The sequence below is a fragment of the Agrobacterium sp. YIC 4121 genome (assembly GCF_002008205.1).
Taxonomy (GTDB): domain Bacteria; phylum Pseudomonadota; class Alphaproteobacteria; order Rhizobiales; family Rhizobiaceae; genus Agrobacterium; species Agrobacterium leguminum.
In genome coordinates this window covers 242,878-257,949 of the sequence record NZ_MRDI01000020.1, presented here as the reverse complement: position 1 = coordinate 257,949, position 15,072 = coordinate 242,878, and the positions used below count along the sequence as shown (strand labels likewise).

Here is a 15,072-nt window from a genome sequence, read left to right as displayed (position 1 = left end):
TAGCGTTGGGGCATATCCAAAGAGGATTCCACATGACGCTCAGCTTCGATCCAGACAGCTTATCCCTGCCGATCGGCCACTTCATCGGCGACCGGCTGGTTCCGGCGGCAAACGGCATCGACATGCACCGCCCTTCGGACGGCATAGAATATGCTGGTTGTCCCAAGGCGGATGCGGCGCTGGTCGATGAGGCTGTGCAGACTGCCAAGGCCGCGTTGAAGAGCAGCAACTGGGGCGGCGTGCGCCCGCGCGAGCGCACAAAGGTCTTGCAGCGCTGGGCCGACCTGATCGAACAGGAAGCCGAGACGCTGGCGAAAATCGAGGCGCTCTCCTCGACGCGACCGGTGGGCCAGCTGATCGCCGGCGATATCGCCGTCACCGCCGAACAGATCCGTTTCTTTGCCGAATTCGCGGACAAGGAAGGCGGCGATCTGGTGCCGACAGACGATGCAAGCCTCGGCATGATCATGACCGAACCCTATGGCGTCGTCGGCGCCATCACGCCGTGGAATTTCCCCGTCTCCATGGCCGGCTGGAAGCTTGGTCCGGCGCTCGCCGCAGGCAATGCCGTGGTGCTGAAACCTTCTGAAATGACGCCCTTCTCCAGCATCTTCATGGCGCAGCTGGCGATCAAGGCCGGATTGCCGGCAGGTCTCATCAACATCGTGCTGGGCGACGGGCCCGTGACCGGCAATGCCATCACCGGACACCCTGATATCTCCAAGGTCAGCTTCACCGGCTCCACGGCCGCGGGCGCCGCCATCATGGCCAACATCGCCCGCACCGGCATCAAGCCCATGACGCTGGAACTTGGCGGCAAGAGCCCGCAACTGGTCTTCGCCGATGCCGATATCGAGAAGGCGGCAGCGGCCATCGCCGGAAATATCCTCTCCAATGCCGGGCAGGCCTGTGTGGCGGGCTCGCGCATCATCGTCGAAGAAAGTGCTGCGGATGCCCTTTCCACCGCGATCATCGCCCGCATGAAGGCGGTGAAGCCCGGCCCGACCTGGGACGAGACGACGCAATATTCGCCGATCATCTCCGAGGTGCAGCGCAAGCGCATCGACGGCATCGTGCAGGCGGCGGTCGCCCATGGCGGCGAATGCCTGACCGGCGGCGCGATCATGGACGGTCCCGGCTATTTCTACCAGCCGACGCTGATCGCCAATGTCGACCAGACCTCCCCTGCCGTCACTGAGGAAATCTTCGGGCCGGTGCTGACGCTGCAGACCTTCCGCACGGAAGAAGAGGCTCTGGCGCTTTCCGACCATCCGACCTACGGTCTGGCGGCGGGTCTTTTCAGCCGTGACGTCTCGCGCGTCATGCGCCTGTCCCGCGCCATTCAGGCGGGCACGATCTGGGTCAACCGTTACGGCCGCTCGCGCGACCACATATTGCCGACTGGTGGTTACAAACGCTCCGGCATCGGCAAGGATCTCGGACGCGAGGCCTATCTCGCCAACCGCAAGAGCAAAAGCGTCCTTATCGGACTGTAACAGGGGTAATGTCTTGAAAACGCATCGCATCGCACTCATTCCCGGAGACGGCATCGGCAAAAGCGTAACGGACGCCGCATGGCAGGTGCTCAACGCCGCCGCCAAAACCTCCGGTTTTGCGCTTGAAGGAACAGAATTCCCCTGGTCGTGCGCCTTCTACAAGGAAACCGGCGCGATGATGCCCAAGGACGGCATCGAAACACTGCGCGGCTTCGACGCCATTCTGCTCTGTGCAGTCGGCTGGCCGGCGGAAGTGCCGGACTCTGTCTCGCTGCACGGCCTGCTGCTGCCGATCCGCAAGGCTTTCGTGCAATATGCCAATATCCGCCCGCACCGGCTTCTGCCCGGCGTGCAGGGGCCTTTGAAGGCCGATGGCTTCGACATTCTCTGCATCCGTGAAAACACGGAGGGCGAATATTCCGGCGCCGGTGGCCGCGTGCATCAGGGCACCGATGATGAAGTTGCCGTCGAAACCTCGATCTTCACCCGCAAGGGTGTGGAGCGCATTCTGCGTTTCGGCTTCGAACAGGCGCAGAAGCGTCGCGGCAAGCTTGCCTCCATCACCAAGTCCAATGCACAGAAATATTCGATGGTGTTCTGGGACGAGGTGACCCACAAGCTCGCTGCCGAATATCCGGATGTCCAGGTTTCCAGCTATCACATCGACGCCATGGCGGCCCGCATGGTCATGGCCCCGGAAAGCCTCGATGTCGTGGTCGCCTCCAACCTCTTCGGCGATATTCTGACCGATCTCGGCGCAGCCATTCAGGGCGGCCTCGGTTTTGCCGCTTCCGCCAATATCAATCCCGACCGCAGCGCGCCCTCTATGTTCGAGCCGGTGCACGGCTCGGCTCCGGATATCGCCCATCTCGGTATCGCCAACCCCATCGCCGCCATCTGGTCCGGCGCGATGATGCTCGAACATCTCGGTGAAAAAGACGCGGCTGTGCGTATCATGACGGCGCTCGAAACGGCGACCGGCCGGGGTATCGGCACGGTGCCGGGCAAGGACAAGACAGACGCCATCACCGCCGCGGTTCTTGCGGCACTCGACTGATTTCGGAGACAGATGATGCAAGGTTTGAAGGACAAGGAACTCTTTCGCCAGACGGGCTTGATCGGCGGCGCCTGGAAGGCGGCGGCATCGGGCAAGGCGGTCGATGTGATCGATCCGGCGACGCAGGCGGTCATCGGCACCGTACCGGATATGGACGGCGCGGAAACCCGCGCGGCCATCGAAGCCGCCAACGCCGCCTTCGGCCCGTGGAAGAAAAAGACCCACGCGGAGCGCGCAGCGCTTCTGGAAAAATGGTTCGCGCTGATGATCGAGAATATCGACGATCTCGGCCTGATCCTGACCACCGAACAGGGCAAGCCGCTTGAGGAGGCCAAGGGCGAGATCCGCTACGGCGCATCCTTCGTCAAATGGTTTGCCGAAGAGGCCCGGCGTATCGGCGGCGGTACCATCCCTTCACCGACGCCGGACAGGCGCATCGTGGTGCTGAAGGAACCTGTCGGCGTCTGCGGCATCATAACGCCATGGAATTTCCCAAATGCGATGATCACCCGCAAGGTCGCGCCGGCACTCGCCACCGGCTGCACCGTGGTCATCAAGCCTTCGGAATTCACACCCTATTCGGCGCTCGCGCTTGGTGTGCTTGCCGAACGGGCCGGCATTCCCGCGGGCGTCATCAACATCGTCACCGGCATGCCGACTGATATCGGCAATGAAATCATGGCCAATGAGACGGTTCGGAAAATTTCCTTCACCGGTTCCACCCGCGTCGGTTCGCTTTTGATGCGCGGCGCTGCCGACAGCGTCAAGCGCCTGTCGCTGGAACTGGGCGGCAATGCCCCCTTCATCGTGTTCGACGATGCCGATCTCGATCTTGCCATTGAAGGCGCGCTGGTTTCGAAATTCCGCAATGGTGGCCAGACCTGCGTCTGCGCTAACCGGATTCTGGTGCAGTCCGGCGTTTATGACGCTTTTGCGAAGAAGCTGGCGGATCGCGTCGACGCCATGCGCGTTGGTCCCGGAACGGAAGCGGGCGTCTCCATTGGCCCGATGATCAACCAACCGGCGATCGCGAAAATCCGCGCCCATATCGATGACGCCGTTTCCAAGGGTGCCACGGTCATCACCAAGCCGCGCAATCTGCCGGAAGGTCCGCAATATACAGCGCCCGTGGTGCTGACGGGCGCAACGACGGCGATGCAGCTGGCAAGCGAGGAGACTTTCGGACCGGTCGCTCCGCTCTTCCGTTTCGAGACGGAGGAAGAGGCGCTCGCCATCGCCAATGGAACACCCTTCGGCCTTGCCGCCTATTTCTACACCGAGAACCTCAAGCGCGCCTGGCGTGTGGGCGAAGCGCTGGAATTCGGCATGGTCGGCCTCAACACCGGGTTGATCTCCACCGAGGTCGCCCCTTTCGGCGGCGTCAAGCAATCCGGCCTCGGCCGCGAGGGTGCACAGATCGGTATCGAAGAATATCTGGAGACCAAGGCCTTTCATATCGGTGGGCTTGCCTGACGCCCACTTCTTTCATCCCCGCCTAAAGGGCCGCTCTGCGGCCCTTCTTTTTTTGAAGCGCGGAATTGAAAAAGCGGCATTGCGGGAATTGGAATACAGTCCTGACACAAATAGGTTTGGAAAAGCGCAGCATTTACACTCCGTCACCCCGGACTTGGTCCGGGGTCCAGCGCGATCAAGTCCTTGATTGCAGAAGACTCTTTCACCGCGCAGACGCGCGGTGGCTGGATGCCGGATCAAGTCCGGCATGACGGAAAAACTAACAGCCCTTCTACTGAATTTTGTCCAGCATCTTGTAATAAAGGCCCACCAGCGGCAGGAACCACGGCTTGCCGAAATGACCGGGAACCGCCGGCCAATCAAGCCCCTTCAGCGGGTTCTTGTCCGGCCGTCCCAGAATGGCGTCAGCCATAATCATCCCGAGATGCGTCGAGAGCTGCGCGCCGTGGCCGGAGTAACCCATCGCGTACCACACACCGTCATGAAAACCGGCGCGCGGATAACGGTCCTTGGTCATGTCCACCAGACCGCCCCAGCAATAATCGATCGGCACATGGGAAAGCTGCGGGAAGATGCGATGCAGACTTTCCGTCAGGATCGCACCGCTTTTGGCGTCCGAACGCTGGTCCGACGTGGCGGAAAAGCGGGCGCGACCGCCGAAGATCAAGCGATTGTCCGGCGCAAGCCGGAAATAATTGCCGATATTCATGGAGTTGACATAGGTGCGGTTACCCGGAACCGAGGCCTGAACCTCGGCATCCGTCAGCGGCCGCGTGGCGATGATGAAACTGCCGACCGCGATGATGCGGCGACGGAAATAACCGAAGCCGGACGGCGTGTAGGCGCCGGTCGCCACCAGAACATTGTCGGCCGTCACCTTGCCGCGCGGAGTTTCCAGTTCATGGGTCCTGCCGTTCTGGATGTGCTTCGTCACCGCCGCATTTTCGAAGATCACGGCGCCATGACGGCTGGCGGCTTCGGCAAGGCCGGCCACATAGCGGCCCATATGCATCATGGCGCTCTTCTTCGAGAGCATGGCGCCATAAAAGGGCGAACCGATCTCCGACTTGAGATCGGCCGCGGAAAGAAGCGCCGTATCGGGATCGACCTCGGCGTGAACCGCTTCGAAATTCTTCGCCAGACCTTCGAAATGCTGCGGTTTCGACGCCATTTTCAGCTTGCCTGCCCGGCGGAAATTGCACTCGATCCCCTCCTCGGCAATCAACGCCTCCAGCGTATCGATGGAGGAATCGAGCGCCTTGTAGAGCGCGATAGCCCGCTCCTTGCCGAGTTCCGCCTTGGCGGAGAGATAGGAATGGGCAAGGCCATTGTTGAGATGGCCACCGTTGCGGCCCGAAGCGCCCCAGCCCACGCGCTGCCCTTCCAGAACGACAACGCGCGCACCGGCTTTCGCAAGCTGGCGCGCGGCACCGAGACCCGTGAAGCCGCCACCGATGACGGCCACATCATAATGGCCTTCGACAGGACCTTGCGCCGCCCCGGAAAACTGGGGCGCCGTGTCGTGCCAATAGGAGACGAGCTTCATGATCAATGTCCTCTCTTACAGTCCGACAACGCCCGCAAGGCCGGAAATGTCTGAAATTTCCGTGTAACCGTAATAGGGATTTGCAGGTTCATGGCCACGGTTGACCCAGACCTTGTTCTTGATGCCGAGGTCATGGGCGGACATCAGATCGTAGCGGAAGGAGGACGACACGTGCAGGATGTCCTCCGGGCCGCAACCGAGCATGTCGAACAGATATTCGAAAGCCTTGAAATGCGGTTTATAGGCCTGTGCCTGCTCTGCCGTATAGACGGCATGGAACGGTGCGCCGAGTTTGGCGACATTCGACATGATCTGTGAGTTCATGGCGTTGGACAGAATGACCAGCGGGATCTCCTTGGCGACCTTGGAAAGACCCGCCGGAACGTCGGCATGCGGCCCCCACGTCGGAACCCGCTCATAGACCATTGCTGCATCTTCATCCTTAAAGGCTACACCATTGCGCTTGCAGGTGCGCGACAGGGCATTGTGGACGACCTCTGCATAAGGCTTCCAGTCATGCATGACCTCGTCGAGACGATAGGCGGAAAAATTCTTGATGAACTCTTCCATCTCCGCCTCTCCCAGACGATCACCGTAGAGATCGCGGGCAGCCTCTGCCATCTGGAAATGAATGAGCGTGCCGTGGCAATCGAAAGTGATGTATTTAGGGCGGAAGATGGTCATGTCGTCGTCATCCTTGCTTGGGGATTGGTGGTGGCTGCAATAATCAGATCATAGAAAGCCTTTGCCCCGTCGGCGCACCGCAATTGCCATTCGCGGAAGCAGATTGTTGCGTATGCAGCCGCCAGTTTGGCAGAGAGTTGCGTTGAGGCAAACCGGAAGCCGCCGCCAGTCCCCGGTTTACGGCCGGATGCGAACAGGACGCGGCATAAGATGCGGCGGCGGATAAAAGCAACAGCGAAACATATCGAACCTTCCCATTTGTCGGGACAATCTTCTTTCGGCATCGGTCTATCAATGAATAAGCAGAAAAACGGAGTTCCGGCATGCAGGCGAGCCTGATCGATATCCAAACGTTTCAACCGGACCACCTCGACGCGGCCGTTGAACTTTCCCGCCAGGCCGGCTGGCCGCACCGGAAAGAAGACTGGGCGCTGGTCCTTTCCCTGAGCAAGGGTTTCGTCGCCCTGGAAAACGGGCGCGTCGTCGGAACCGCCATGGCGACGATTCTTGGAGACACCTGCGCCACTGTCAATATGGTGATCGTGGACGAGAGCATGCGCGGCCGCGGCCTTGGACGCCAGCTGATGGGCGCGGCATTGGACGCAGCAGAAAATCGCGAGTGCCGTCTTGTAGCCACGGCCGACGGCCTGCCCCTTTATGAAAAGCTGGGCTTCGCCGCCTGCGGCGAGGTGCTCCAGCATCAGGGCATTCCGGCGGTGACCGACAGACCGGAAGGTGTCACCTGGGCGGAAACCATCGATCCGGCCGAACTCGCCGTGCTCGATGCGCAGGCTTTCGGTGCGGACCGTACAGCCCTCTTTGCAGCACTTGCCGACAGGGCGCGTTTCGCCGTCGTGCAGGAACAGGGCGTCATCAAGGGGTTTGCAGCACTTCGCGCCTTCGGGCGCGGCGAAGTCATCGGCCCGGTTGTGGCGGAAAACGCTGAAATCGCGAAAGATCTGATCGCATTCTTGTTTTCTGAACGTCCCGGCGCATTCCTTCGTGTGGACACCACAGCCGATACGGGGCTTGCCTCCTGGCTTGCCGAACGCGGTCTTGGCCATGTCGGCGGCGGCATCGCCATGCGCCGGTCGAAAACCGAAATCCCCGCCGACAAAAAACTGAAAACATTCGCATTGACCAGCCAGGCGCTGGGCTGAATCCGGAGAGACCCCATGTTAAGCAATTCACTGATCGAACTGGATCGCGCCCATCTGGTGCACCCTGTCTCCTCCTTCCGCGGCCATGAAAAGCTGGGCGTGCGGGTGCTGCAATCGGCACGCGGCGCCACCGTCACCGATATGACCGGCCATCAGCTCATCGACGGCTTTGCCGGCCTGTGGTGCGTCAATGCCGGTTACGGCCATGACAGCATCGTCGAGGCGGCGGCAAAGCAGATGCGGGAATTGCCTTATGCCACCGCCTATTTCGACATTGGCAGCGAACCGGCCATCCGGCTGGCCTCCGAGCTTGCCGACCGCGCGCCGGGCGACCTCAACCACGTCTATTTCACGCTTGGCGGCTCCGATGCGGTGGACAGCACCATTCGGTTCATCCGCTATTACTGGCATGCCAAGGGCCAGCCGCAGCGCGACCAGTTCATTTCCATCGAACAGGGTTATCACGGCTCCACCACCGCCGGTTCGGGCCTCACCGCCCTGCCCGCTTTCCATGCCGGTTTTGGCGTGCCCTACGACTGGCAGCACAAAATCCCGTCGCACTACGCCTACCGTAACCCGGTGGGAAGCGACCCGGCCGCCATCATCGCATCCTCCCTCCAAATCCTGAAGGACAAGATCGAGACGATCGGTCCGGACCGCGTCGCCGCCTTCTATGCGGAACCGATCCAGGGTTCCGGTGGGGTTCTCGTGCCGCCTCCCGGCTGGATCAAGGCCATGCGTGACCTCTGCCGGTCCTATGGCATCCTCTTCGTCGCCGACGAGGTCATCACCGGCTTTGGCCGCACGGGGCCGCTATTTGCCTGTGCCGACGAGGATATCGTGCCGGACTTCATCACCACCGCCAAGGGCCTCACCTCCGGCTACGTGCCGATGGGCGCCGTCTTCATGGCGGACCACGTCTATGATACAATAGCCGACTTCGCAGGCGAGGCCGCAATCGGGCATGGCTACACCTATTCCGCCCATCCCGTCAGCGCCGCCGTCGGCCTCGAAGTGCTGAAACTTTACGAGGGCGGGCTGCTGGAAAACGGCCGCCGCGCCGGTGAAAGGCTGATGGCGGGGCTTGAGAGCCTCAGAAGCCATCCGCTGGTCGGCGATGTCCGCGGGCGCGGCATGCTCGCCGCCATCGAACTCGTGACCGACAAGGACAAGAAAACACCGCTGCCGGCCGCTGCGGCCCCGGCACGCAAGGTTTTCGACCGCGCCTGGGAAAACGGTCTGATCGTGCGCGCCTTTGCGAACGGTATTCTGGGTTACGCGCCGCCGCTCTGCTGCACCGACAGCGAGATCGACGCCATCATCGAGCGGACGCTGAAGACCCTCGACCAGACGCTCGAAGACCCCGCGGTACGGGCCGCCATGGCCTGAGGCGATAGCCGGGTGGCGTTGCGGCATCCTCTCGAAATGTCGCAACGCACCGCATATTCGCAATATTCTGCCGAAGAGCCGATCCATTTCGGCGAATCCGGTGTGCCGAAAGTGCCAAACTATTAATGCAAACGGCACTAAACGCCATAAAAAAGGGCGTAATCGTAAATGGGAACGGGGCAAGGATCCCGTCCGGGAACAGAATAATCTGCCGCCGGCTCCCCAAGAGGCTTAAGGCGGCAAAGCGGAGACCGACATTGCCCAAAAAACTGAGCGACTTCAAATATATGAGCTTCGACGTGGTGGGAACCCTCATCGATTTCGAAGGCGGCCTGAAATCGACGCTGGCCGCAATCGGCGCGGAAAACGGCGTGGAGGTGGATGGTGAAAAGGCGCTCGCGCTTTACCGCGCGGCCCGTTATTCCGACGCGACCGACCTGTTTCCGGATGACCTCGTCCGCGTATACCTGATCATCGCTCCCGAACTCGGCCTGTCGGCGGAACGCGCGCTCGGTGAACGCCTGCGCGATGCGGCAAAAAGCTGGAAAGGCTTTGAAGACAGCCGCGCCGCCATGGCCGAACTTGCCAAGACGCATCGCCTCATCGCCATGACCAACGCCCAGCGCTGGGCCTTCGAATATTTCTCGAAGGAACTCGGCAATCCCTTTCATGCCGCTTTCACGGCGGATGACACCGGCACCGAAAAACCCGATCCCGCCTTCTTCGAAAAGGTCTTTGCCTTTGTGGAAAGCGAAGGCGCATCGAAGGACGACATTCTGCACGTCGCGCAAAGCCAGTACCACGATATCGGCATTTCCCGGAAACTGGGCATGACCAATTGCTGGATCGAGCGTCGCCACGCCCAGAAAGGATATGGCGGTACGATCGAGCCGGAAAACTTTACCGAGCCTGACTACCACTTCACCTCGATGGCCGGCCTTGCCGAAGCAGTGAAACAGACGGGCGGCTGAGCCGCCCCGCCAATGGCGTGCCGCGAACTGGGATGCGGCATGCCGGAAATTTCTTCAGACGCATTTCAACAAATCATACAAAAGGGGAAGACCATGAGTGACAGGATTACAAACTGGACCCGCTCCGACGATGCCGCCGTTGAACAGGCGATCCGGCGCGGCGCAACGCGGCGTGAGCTGCTTCACATGCTGCTGGCGGGCGGCGTCGCCCTTTCCGCCGGTTCGGCCATCCTCGGCCGCGCTTCAAATGCCGTGGCCGCAACGCCGGTCTCTGGCGGCACGCTGAAAGCTGCCGGCTGGTCCTCCTCCACCGCCGATACGCTCGATCCGGCAAAGGCCTCGCTTTCGACGGACTATGTTCGTTGCTGCGCGCTCTATAACCGTTTGAGCTTCCTCGATGTTTCCGGAACACCACAGCTGGAGCTGGCCGAAGCTATCGAAACGAAGGACGCCAAAACCTGGACGGTGAAGCTGCGTTCCGGCGTCACCTTCCACGACGGCAAGGCCCTGACGGCCGACGACGTGGTTTATTCGCTCAAGCGACATCTCGATCCGGCCGTCGGTTCCAAGGTCGCAAAGATTGCCGCGCAGATGACCGGCTTCAAGGCTCTCGACAAGAGCACAGTCGAAATCACGCTGGCGAACGCGAATGCGGACCTGCCATCCATTCTGGCCCTGCACCATTTCATGATCGTTGCCGACGGCACCACGGATTTCTCCAAGGGCAACGGCACTGGCGCTTTCAAGCTCGAAAAATTCGAGCCGGGCGTGCGTTCGATCATGAGCAAGAACACCAATTACTGGAAGTCTGGCGGCCCGCACATCGACAGCTTCGAATTCATGGCGATTTCGGACGACAATGCACGCGTCAACGCCCTTCTTTCCGGCGATATCCAGCTTGCGGCTTCCATCAACCCGCGTGCACTTCGCCTGCTCGACAAACAGGAAGGTGTCGTTCTGTCCAAGACGACATCGGGGAACTACACCAACCTCAACATGCGTCTTGACCAGGCGCCCGGTAACAATGCCGATTTCGTCGCCGGCATGAAGTCGATCGTCAATCGCGAGCAGATCGTCAAGGCGGCCCTGCGCGGCCTCGGCGAAGTCGGCAACGACCAGCCGGTTCCGCCGATGAGCCCCTATCACAATCCGGACCTCAAGCCGAAAGCCTTCGATCCTGACAAGGCGAAGTTCCACTTCCAGAAGGCGGGCCTCATTGGCCAATCCATTCCGGTCATCGCATCGGATGCGGCAAGCTCTTCCGTCGACATGGCGATGATCATCCAGGCTTCCGCCGCCGAAATCGGCGTCAAGCTGGATGTGCAGCGCGTGCCTTCGGACGGTTACTGGAGCAATTACTGGCTGAAGGCGCCTGTCCATTTCGGCAACATCAACCCGCGCCCGACACCGGATATCCTGTTCTCGCTGCTCTATGCTTCCGACGCACCGTGGAACGAAAGCCAGTACAAGTCGCCGAAATTCGACAAGCTGATGCTCGAGGCACGTGGCATGCTCGATATGGACAAGCGCAAGCAGATCTACTTCGAACTGGAAACGATGATCGCCGACGAAGCCGGCACCATCATTCCCGCCTATATTTCGAATGTCGACGCCATCAGTTCCAAGCTCAAGGGTCTGGAAGCCAATCCGCTCGGCGGCATGATGGGTTACGCCTTTGCGGAATACGTCTGGCTCGAAGCCTGATAGACCATGGAGCCGGGCGCGAAAATGCGCCCGGCAGCCTTTCCGTCGTTGCGGAAAGCCTCCACAATCAGGCACGTCGCAGGAGCATGTGAATGAACAGCCGGATATTATCCCTTATCGCCAGGCGGCTGGTCGTCATGCTGACGACGCTGCTTATCGTGTCGTTTATCGTCTTTTCCGCCACCAGCCTGCTGCCCGGCGACACGGCGACGATCCTGCTTGGCCAGGCGGCGACGCCGGAGGCCGTGGCCGGCCTGCGCACCGCCATGCATCTCGACGATCCGGCCCTCCTGCGTTTCGTCCGCTGGCTTCTCGGCCTGCTGCAGGGTGAACTCGGCACGTCCTACGCCAACAACATGGCGATTGCCGATCTTATCGGCCCGCGCTTCGTCAACTCCATGAAGCTTGCCGGCATTACCACCATCATCGCCGTGCCGCTGGCGCTGACCCTCGGCATCAGCTCCGCCATGCTGCGCGGAACGCTTTATGACCGGGCCGTCACCGTACTGACCATCGGCGTCATTTCGGTGCCGGAATTCATGATCGCCACACTCGCCGTGCTGCTTTTCGCCGTCTATCTGAAATGGCTTCCGGCGCTGTCGCTGGTCAGCGAGGTTCACACGCTTTTCGATGTGCTGCGGGTCTATGCCATGCCGGTCATCACGCTGACCTTCGTCGTTTCCGCACAGATGATCCGCATGAGCCGCGCTGCCGTCATCGAGACGCTGGATACGCCCTATGTGGAAATGGCGCTTTTGAAGGGCGCGCCGCGCATGCGCATCGTGCTTCGCCATGCGCTTCCCAATGCGCTCGGTCCCATCGTCAATGCGGTGGCGCTATCACTTTCCTATCTCGTCGGCGGCGTCATCATCGTCGAGACAATCTTCAATTATCCCGGCATTGCCAAGCTGATGGTCGATGGCGTCGCAACCCGCGACCTGCCGCTGATCCAGAGCTGCGCGATGATCTTCTGCGTCGGTTATCTCCTCCTCATCACGACGGCGGACATCATCGCCATCATGTCCAATCCGAGGCTGCGCTGATGGCCGACAATATCAAAACAACTTCGGGGACCTCGCGTTTGGGTTACAAGATCAACGCAGTCGGCGTTTTCGGCTTTCTCGTCATTTTTTTCTGGGCCATGGTCGCAATCTTCGCGCCCTATCTCATTCCGCATCCGGTCGGTGAGATCGTCGATCTCGATTATTTCGGGCCGATGACCTCCGATCTCTGGCTCGGTTCCGATTATCTCGGCCGTGACGTGTTCTCCCGCATTCTCATGGGCGCGCGTTTCACGGTCGGTATATCGCTCGCCGCCGTCACCATCGCCTGCACCTCCGGCGTCGTGCTTGGCATGTGCGCCGCCGTCATCGGCGGCTGGTTCGATGCGGCGCTCAGCCGGTTTCTCGATGCGGTGAATTCCATTCCGAGCAAGCTTTTCGGCCTCGTGGTCGTCGCCGCCGTCGGCTCTTCCATTCCGGTGCTGATCATCACGCTCTCGGTCATCTATACGCCGGGCGCCTATCGTTTCGCCCGGGCGCTCGCCGTCAACGTCAACACCATGGATTTCGTCACCGTCGCCCGGGTGCGCGGCGAAAGCCTGTTCTACCTCATCGGCTCTGAAATCCTGCCGAACATCGTCCGGCCCGTCCTGGCCGATCTTGGCGTGCGCTTCGTGTTCATCGTGCTGCTTCTGTCGGGCCTTTCCTTCCTCGGCCTCGGCCTGCAGCCGCCGAATGCAGACTGGGGCGCGCTGGTGCGTGAGAACATCGGCGGCCTGCCGTTTGCGGCCCCCGCCGTCATCTTCCCGTCGCTGGCCATTGCCAGCCTGACGATCAGCGTCAACCTGCTGATCGACAATCTGCCGCAGAAAATCCGCGACAGGAGCGAATAATGAGCAATCTTGTTGAAATCCGTGGACTGAAAGTCGAGGCCACCACCGATTCCGGCCGCCGTATCGACATCATCAAAGGCGTGGACATCGACATCGCCGATGGCGAAATCGTCGCGCTGATCGGCGAAAGCGGCTCCGGCAAGACCACCATCGCGCTGACCCTGATGGGCTATGCCCGGCCGGGCTGCCGCATTTCCGGCGGCAGCGTCAAGGTGGCGGGCCAGGACATGGTGCAGCTTTCCGAAGTCGAACGCGCCAAAGTCCGCGGCACGAACGTGGCCTATGTGCCGCAGAGCGCCGCCGCCGCCTTCAACCCGGCGCAGAAGATCATCGACCAGGTCATCGAAGTCACCCGCATCCACCATCTGATGCCACCGCAGGAAGCACGCACGCGGGCGGTTGAACTTTTCAAGGCGCTGTCGCTGCCCAACCCCGAGACCATCGGCGAGCGTTACCCGCATCAGGTGTCCGGCGGCCAGCTTCAGCGCCTCTCCGCCGCAATGGCGCTGATCGGCAATCCGAAGCTGGTGATCTTCGACGAGCCCACCACCGCGCTCGACGTCACGACCCAGATCGAGGTTCTGCGCGCCTTCAAATCGGCAATGCGCAAGAACGGCATCGGCGGCGTTTATGTTTCGCACGATCTCGCCGTCGTCGCCCAGATCGCCGACCGGATCGTTGTGCTGAAAGGCGGCGAGGTTCAGGAAACCGGTACGACCACGGATATCCTCGAAAATGCCCAGCATCCCTACACGAAGGAACTGCTGACGGCCTTTCATGACAAGGCGCGTGTCATCACACCAGCCAGACAGGAGCAGGCAACGCCGCTGCTGGACATCGAAAAGCTGATCGCCGGTTACGGAACGAAGGGCGAAGACAAGATGCCGCTGGTGCGGGCGGTGGATAACGTCAGCCTTTCGGTCTATCCCGGTCGCAATCTCGGCATCATCGGCGAATCCGGTTGCGGAAAATCGACGCTGGCGCGCGCCATCGCCGGCATTCTGCCGGCGGCCGGCGGCCATGTCATTTTCGAAGGCCGGGAACTGGATGCGGATGCACGGCGTCGAACCGGCGACCAGCTGCGCCGGATGCAGATCGTGTTCCAATATGCCGATACCGCACTCAACCCGTCAAAACCAATCGAGGATATTCTCGGCCGGCCGCTGACCTTCTATCACGGCATGAAAGGCAAGGCGCGCGACGCCCGGATCGATGAGCTTCTCGATATGGTGAAGCTGCCGCGCTCGGTGCGTCACCGCCATCCTTCCGGCCTTTCCGGCGGGCAGAAGCAACGCGTCAATTTCGCCCGCGCACTTGCCGCCGAACCCTCGCTCATCATCTGCGATGAAATCACCTCTGCGCTCGATACCGTGGTGGCGGCCGCGATCATCGATCTTCTCGGAGAACTGCAGCGGGAGCTGAACCTATCCTATATCTTCATCAGCCACGATCTTTCGGTGGTGGAGACCATCTGCGACGAGATTGTCGTGATGTATGGCGGGCAGAAGGTGGAGCACCTGGAAACCGAAGCGATCAAATCGCCATCCCACCCCTATTCGAAACTGCTGTTCTCCTCCGTGCCAAAACTCGACCCGACATGGCTCGACAATCTCCAGCAGGATGCGGAGCTGGTGCGGGCGTTTTCGAAAAGGTGAGCTGGACGAATGCCAAACAGGTATGAGAACCTCTCCTCCGTCA

General features: G+C 60.9%; 13 protein-coding genes. 10 read left to right on the top strand and 3 right to left on the bottom strand.

What is annotated here, in order from left to right:
• The first annotated feature begins 32 nt into the window (after nucleotides 1–32).
• The 3 genes from BTE54_RS18670 to BTE54_RS18660 are packed head-to-tail and all read left to right on the top strand — an operon-like array spanning nucleotide 33 to nucleotide 4,026.
• Nucleotides 33–1,496 carry an aldehyde dehydrogenase family protein gene (locus BTE54_RS18670; RefSeq protein WP_031234532.1) on the top strand — a complete coding sequence of 488 codons (1,464 nt, stop codon included), beginning with the start codon at nucleotides 33–35 and terminating at the stop codon, nucleotides 1,494–1,496.
• 13 nt (nucleotides 1,497–1,509) lie between these two features.
• Nucleotides 1,510–2,553 carry a tartrate dehydrogenase gene (locus BTE54_RS18665; protein ID WP_078053500.1) on the top strand — a complete coding sequence of 348 codons (1,044 nt, stop codon included), beginning with the start codon at nucleotides 1,510–1,512 and terminating at the stop codon, nucleotides 2,551–2,553.
• 15 nt (nucleotides 2,554–2,568) lie between these two features.
• Entirely contained in the window at nucleotides 2,569–4,026 is a 1,458-nt protein-coding gene (locus tag BTE54_RS18660; RefSeq protein ID WP_078053534.1) for an NAD-dependent succinate-semialdehyde dehydrogenase, read from the top strand.
• Nucleotides 4,027–4,297: 271 nt separating this feature from the next.
• Here the strand turns inward: BTE54_RS18660 and BTE54_RS18655 are convergent, their stop codons facing one another.
• From BTE54_RS18655 to BTE54_RS24810, 3 genes are read right to left on the bottom strand one after another with little or no spacing between them, the layout of a single operon-like run.
• Nucleotides 4,298–5,572: an FAD-binding oxidoreductase gene (locus tag BTE54_RS18655; protein WP_078053499.1), complete on the bottom strand. Its 1,275-nt coding sequence runs from the start codon at nucleotides 5,570–5,572 to the stop codon at nucleotides 4,298–4,300.
• Between the two features lie 15 nt (nucleotides 5,573–5,587).
• The gene (locus BTE54_RS18650) at nucleotides 5,588–6,256 is read right to left on the bottom strand and encodes a haloacid dehalogenase type II (protein WP_078053498.1); all 669 of its coding nucleotides are present in this window, start codon (nucleotides 6,254–6,256) and stop codon (nucleotides 5,588–5,590) included.
• Entirely contained in the window at nucleotides 6,253–6,615 is a 363-nt protein-coding gene (locus tag BTE54_RS24810; RefSeq protein ID WP_143240745.1) for a hypothetical protein, read from the bottom strand. Before BTE54_RS24810 ends, BTE54_RS18650 begins: the two co-directional genes overlap by 4 nt.
• On the opposite strand from BTE54_RS24810, the gene BTE54_RS18645 reads away from it, so the two are divergent.
• The 7 genes from BTE54_RS18645 to BTE54_RS18615 all read left to right on the top strand — a co-directional run bounded on the left by BTE54_RS18645 (nucleotide 6,580) and on the right by BTE54_RS18615 (nucleotide 15,029).
• Nucleotides 6,580–7,416, top strand: coding sequence for a GNAT family N-acetyltransferase (locus BTE54_RS18645; protein WP_078053497.1), 837 nt, complete (start codon nucleotides 6,580–6,582; stop codon nucleotides 7,414–7,416). The genes BTE54_RS24810 and BTE54_RS18645 overlap by 36 nt on opposite strands.
• Nucleotides 7,417–7,431: 15 nt before the next feature.
• Nucleotides 7,432–8,805, top strand: coding sequence for an aspartate aminotransferase family protein (locus BTE54_RS18640; RefSeq protein ID WP_078053496.1), 1,374 nt, complete (start codon nucleotides 7,432–7,434; stop codon nucleotides 8,803–8,805).
• 257 nt (nucleotides 8,806–9,062) lie between these two features.
• Nucleotides 9,063–9,776, top strand: coding sequence for an HAD-IA family hydrolase (locus BTE54_RS18635; RefSeq protein ID WP_198939189.1), 714 nt, complete (start codon nucleotides 9,063–9,065; stop codon nucleotides 9,774–9,776).
• 93 nt (nucleotides 9,777–9,869) lie between these two features.
• Nucleotides 9,870–11,480 (top strand): ABC transporter substrate-binding protein, encoded by a 1,611-nt coding sequence (locus BTE54_RS18630; protein ID WP_078053494.1) that lies wholly within the window; start codon nucleotides 9,870–9,872, stop codon nucleotides 11,478–11,480.
• Between the two features lie 92 nt (nucleotides 11,481–11,572).
• On the top strand, nucleotides 11,573–12,523 hold the full coding sequence (locus tag BTE54_RS18625) for an ABC transporter permease (RefSeq protein ID WP_003524664.1): 951 nt from the start codon (nucleotides 11,573–11,575) through the stop codon (nucleotides 12,521–12,523).
• Nucleotides 12,523–13,374: an ABC transporter permease gene (locus BTE54_RS18620; protein WP_059753371.1), complete on the top strand. Its 852-nt coding sequence runs from the start codon at nucleotides 12,523–12,525 to the stop codon at nucleotides 13,372–13,374. The genes BTE54_RS18625 and BTE54_RS18620 overlap by 1 nt, the downstream gene beginning before the upstream one ends.
• A complete protein-coding gene (locus BTE54_RS18615) occupies nucleotides 13,374–15,029 on the top strand; it encodes an ABC transporter ATP-binding protein (RefSeq protein ID WP_078053493.1) in 1,656 nt (551 codons plus the stop codon). The genes BTE54_RS18620 and BTE54_RS18615 overlap by 1 nt, the downstream gene beginning before the upstream one ends.
• Nucleotides 15,030–15,072 lie beyond the last annotated feature (43 nt).

What these genes read in the sequence shown, in the direction of transcription:
- BTE54_RS18670 (WP_031234532.1), top strand. Translation starts at nt 33, where the DNA reads ATGACGCTCAGCTTCGATCCAGACAGCTTATCCCTGCCGATCGGCCAC.
- BTE54_RS18655 (WP_078053499.1), bottom strand. Translation starts at nt 5,572, where the DNA reads ATGAAGCTCGTCTCCTATTGGCACGACACGGCGCCCCAGTTTTCCGGG.
- BTE54_RS18650 (WP_078053498.1), bottom strand. Translation starts at nt 6,256, where the DNA reads ATGACCATCTTCCGCCCTAAATACATCACTTTCGATTGCCACGGCACG.
- BTE54_RS18660 (WP_078053534.1), top strand. Translation starts at nt 2,569, where the DNA reads ATGCAAGGTTTGAAGGACAAGGAACTCTTTCGCCAGACGGGCTTGATC.
- BTE54_RS18615 (WP_078053493.1), top strand. Translation starts at nt 13,374, where the DNA reads ATGAGCAATCTTGTTGAAATCCGTGGACTGAAAGTCGAGGCCACCACC.
- BTE54_RS18620 (WP_059753371.1), top strand. Translation starts at nt 12,523, where the DNA reads ATGGCCGACAATATCAAAACAACTTCGGGGACCTCGCGTTTGGGTTAC.
- BTE54_RS18625 (WP_003524664.1), top strand. Translation starts at nt 11,573, where the DNA reads ATGAACAGCCGGATATTATCCCTTATCGCCAGGCGGCTGGTCGTCATG.
- BTE54_RS18630 (WP_078053494.1), top strand. Translation starts at nt 9,870, where the DNA reads ATGAGTGACAGGATTACAAACTGGACCCGCTCCGACGATGCCGCCGTT.
- BTE54_RS18645 (WP_078053497.1), top strand. Translation starts at nt 6,580, where the DNA reads ATGCAGGCGAGCCTGATCGATATCCAAACGTTTCAACCGGACCACCTC.
- BTE54_RS18640 (WP_078053496.1), top strand. Translation starts at nt 7,432, where the DNA reads ATGTTAAGCAATTCACTGATCGAACTGGATCGCGCCCATCTGGTGCAC.